Raw genomic sequence first — 3,481 nt, 5'->3', positions numbered from 1 at the left:
GACCTGGTCGCCGTGACCCGGAACACGCCGTGGGACGGCGACATGGCCAAGGCGTTCGCCGCCCTGGAGCCCGCCATCCCGGCCATGACCGCCAAGGCCCGCCAGGAGTTCGACGACGCCGAAGTCGAGGCCGACCGCCGCCAGGGCTGCCACGCGCAAAAGCCGCGCACCGGCCCCTGCGCCGTGGTGCTGGGTTACCAGGCCTTCGCCGTCCGCCTCCAGTCGCCGTCGGTGGTGTTCGCCCAGCTGACGGCGGCCTTCGCCTTCGCCAAGGCCGACCCGCGCTTCGTCGGCGTTAACATCGTCGCCCCCGAGGACGACCCGACCTCGCTGGCCGACTACGCCCTGCACATGCGGATGTTTCAGTTTCTGCGGACCAAATACCCGGACGTGAAGCTGTCGCTGCACGCCGGCGAGCTGACCCTGGGCCTGGTGACGCCGCGCGAGCTGCGCTTCCACGTCCGCGAGGCGGTCGAGGTGGCCGGCGCCAACCGGATCGGCCACGGCGTCGACATCGCCTACGAGGACGGCGCCCAGGACCTGCTGGCCCGCATGGCCCGCGACAAGATCGCCGTCGAGATCAACCTGACCAGCAACGACGTCATCCTGGGCGTGAAGGGCGCCGACCACCCGTTGGCCCTCTACCGCAAGGCCGGCGTGCCGTTCGTGCTGTCCACCGACGACGAGGGCGTCTCGCGCATCGACCTGACCAACGAATATCTGCGCGCCGTCACCGAGCAGGGCCTGACCTACGCCGACCTCAAGGCCGCCGCCCGCGCCAGCCTGGAATACGCCTTCCTGCCCGGCCCCAGCCTGTGGGCCTCGTCCCGTACGCCGGTCGCCGCCTGCGCCAAGGCCAGCGCGACCTGCGACCGGTTCCTGGCCGGCAGCCGAAAGGCCACGGCCCAGTGGCGGCTGGAGCGGGAATTCGAGGCGTTCGAGCAAGCTCGACCATAACGACTGCGTCAGTCGGCCGCGCATCCGTGGCGCGACTTGGTAGGAGTTGGGGCGCAGGGTGCYGCGATGACAGCGATTGCGTGCCTGAAAGTCTTCGTCGGCGACGAACTGCGGTTCGCCGACAACGAAACCATGGCCGCTCTCGTCGGCAAGGTGGCCGGCGCTTACCTGGAGACCACCTGGCTGTGGCCGCGCCGCTATGGCCTGGTCGCGTCGTTCTCCTTCGTCCTGGCCGACCCGCGCGCCACCCAGCTGGACGCCCGCGAGCTGCAGGCCCTGGCCCGCGACCTGCAGTTCAWGCTGTTCGGGGAAAAGGGCGAAGGCGACATCGCCCTGCTGATGTTCGAGGGCGACCAGACCGACGTCATGCGCTTCGCYGGCATCGGCGCCGCCCAGCTGAAGGCCCTGCTGAACGGCGAGGACGACGGCTCTCTGGTCGGCCGGATCTGCCGGATCACCCCGACCGAGGTCACCTCGGTGACGCCCAAGGGCGGTCCCGTCTGCGGCGCGCCCACGATGGAGGAGCTGGCCGCCCTGGAGCCGCCGGCGGAGCAGGCCAAGGGCCCTCCGCCCCGGCCGGGCTATCGCGGCGTCTATCACACCGGCCGGCAGGTGTTCATCGGCAGCGCCGCCACCTGGCGTCCGGCCGGCGCGTCCTCGGCCTTCGCGGTGAGCGTCGCCCAGGCCGACATCGACGAGCCGGAAAACGACATCGCCGGCCTGGGCCACGTCGAGGCCGCCTTGGCCTGTGTCTCGGCCGGGGTGATCTTCTTCCCGATCAGCTTCTCGACCCTGGTCAAGTCCGGCGGCCGCGCCGYGCTGCTGCCGCACCTGGAGGCTCTGCCGCCCGGCTCGCGCAGCCGGCTGGCGGCGTCGATCTATGACACCCCGCGCGCCCCGTCCTTCTCCGCCCTGGCCCAGGCCCGAAGCCTGCTGGAGCCGTTCTTTTCGCGCCTCGACCTGCGGGTCGGCGATCCCGCCTTCCAGATCGACGAGCTGCCGGCCGGCCTGGCCAGCAGCGTGACCCTGGTCCTGCCGCCGGGCGAGGAGCCGGTGCGGCTGGCGGCGGTCAGCCGCTTCCTGCGCGAAGGCGACGCCTATCGCCGCAAGAAGGTCTGGCAGGGCGTCGCCGATGTGCGCACCCGCCGCGAACTGAACCACTGCCTCGACCAGGGGGCGCCGTTCCTGACCGGGGCCGCGGTCAGCGCCCTGCTGGAGGCCCCGGTCGGCCCGTCGCACCTGTCGTCGCTGAACCAAGCGCTGAGTTCACGCGTCGGTCCCGGATCGGCGCGCCGCGCGCYTGTCCGGGATGACAGGCTTGGATGCGGCGAAAGCTATCCCTCGCCCCCATCGTCCCACGTGATCACCACGCTGTCGGCCGAGCGTTCGGCGACGCCGTGGAACACCGCCTCGATGTTGTTGCCGTCGGGGTCGTAGGCGAAGGCGGCGTAGTAGCCGGGGTGGTAGGGCCGCTCGCCCGGTCCGCCGTTGTCGCGCCCGCCATTGGCCAGGGCGGCGGCGTGGAAGCGTTTGACGGTCTCTTCGTCCCCGGCCTGGAAGGCCAGGTGCACATGGCTGGCCGGCTCGCCCACATCGACCCACAGCTCGTCGGCGAAGAAGAAGTCGCCGCCGGCGTGGCTGCCCTCGACGACGGGCACGCCGACCACCTCGAGCACGGCCTTGTAGAACCGCTTCATGGCGTCGAGGTCACGGGTGCGCAGGTGGATGTGGTCGATCAGTCGGCCGCGATGGAGTTGCATGGGGAGGCTCCTGGGACGGTTGTTGGGGGATCAACGTAGAGGGGCGCGGCGCAGTTTCTGGCAGCAGCCGCATCGCCCTCAGAACCCCATCAGCGACAGCACTTCGCGGCGCGAGCGCTGGTCGTCGCGGAACACGCCCATCATCCGGCTGGTCTTCATCGCCACCCCCGGGGTGCGCACCCCGCGACCGCTCATGCAGGCGTGGCTGGCCTCGATGACCACGGCCACGCCCAGGGGCTGGAGATTGTCCCACAGGCAGTCGGCGATCTGCGCGGTGAGCCGCTCCTGAACCTGCAGCCGCCGGGCGAAGCCGTGCAGCACCCGCGCCAGCTTGGAGATCCCCACCACCCGGTCGCGCGGCAGGTAGGCGATGTGCGCCATGCCGATGATCGGGGCCATGTGGTGCTCGCAGTGCGACTGGAACGGGATGTCCTTCAGCAGCACGATGTCGTCATAGCCGCCCACCTCCTCGAACACCCGCGACAGGTGCTGGGCGGGGTCCTCGTCATAGCCCTCGCAATACTCCTTCCAGGCCCGCGCCACCCGCGACGGCGTGTCGAGCAGCCCCTCGCGCGTCGGATCCTCGCCGGTCCAGCGGATCAGGGTGCGGATGGCGTCCTGGACGTCGTCGGGAACCGGGGGCTTGGCGGGGAGGGTCATCGGGAGGCTCCGGGGCGGGCGAGGGCGAGGACGAGGAGGATGCTCTAGGGAAAGCCGCGCGGGGGAAAGTCGTTTCCTCCGCCCCCTGTGGGGGCGGACAGGCG

The 3,481-nt window shown here is 70.9% G+C and carries 4 protein-coding genes; 2 read left to right on the top strand and 2 right to left on the bottom strand.

The genetic code is table 11. The annotated features are described in order from the left end of the window. Both AC1DZ6_RS23620 and AC1DZ6_RS23615 read left to right on the top strand, forming a co-directional pair. On the top strand, window positions 1-957 hold a 957-nt coding region (locus AC1DZ6_RS23620), incomplete at its 5' end, for an adenosine deaminase family protein (RefSeq protein ID WP_477099544.1). A gap of 66 nt (window positions 958-1,023) precedes the next feature. Next, entirely contained in the window at window positions 1,024-2,394 is a 1,371-nt protein-coding gene (locus AC1DZ6_RS23615; RefSeq protein WP_477099543.1) for a hypothetical protein, read from the top strand. Here AC1DZ6_RS23615 and AC1DZ6_RS23610 read toward each other — a convergent pair. Together AC1DZ6_RS23610 and folE are read right to left on the bottom strand one after the other, a co-directional pair. Next, the gene (locus tag AC1DZ6_RS23610) at window positions 2,292-2,717 is read right to left on the bottom strand and encodes a VOC family protein (RefSeq protein WP_477099542.1); all 426 of its coding nucleotides are present in this window, start codon (window positions 2,715-2,717) and stop codon (window positions 2,292-2,294) included. The genes AC1DZ6_RS23615 and AC1DZ6_RS23610 overlap by 103 nt on opposite strands. Before the next feature lie 78 nt (window positions 2,718-2,795). After that, window positions 2,796-3,377 carry a GTP cyclohydrolase I FolE gene (gene folE / locus AC1DZ6_RS23605; RefSeq protein WP_477099541.1) on the bottom strand — a complete coding sequence of 194 codons (582 nt, stop codon included), beginning with the start codon at window positions 3,375-3,377 and terminating at the stop codon, window positions 2,796-2,798. Between the last annotated feature and the right edge of the window lie 104 nt (window positions 3,378-3,481).

This window comes from Caulobacter sp. P1_B12_2, assembly GCF_056406675.1.
Note: the sequence above shows the minus strand (reverse complement) of the source record. Positions and strands in the feature narration are given on the sequence as shown.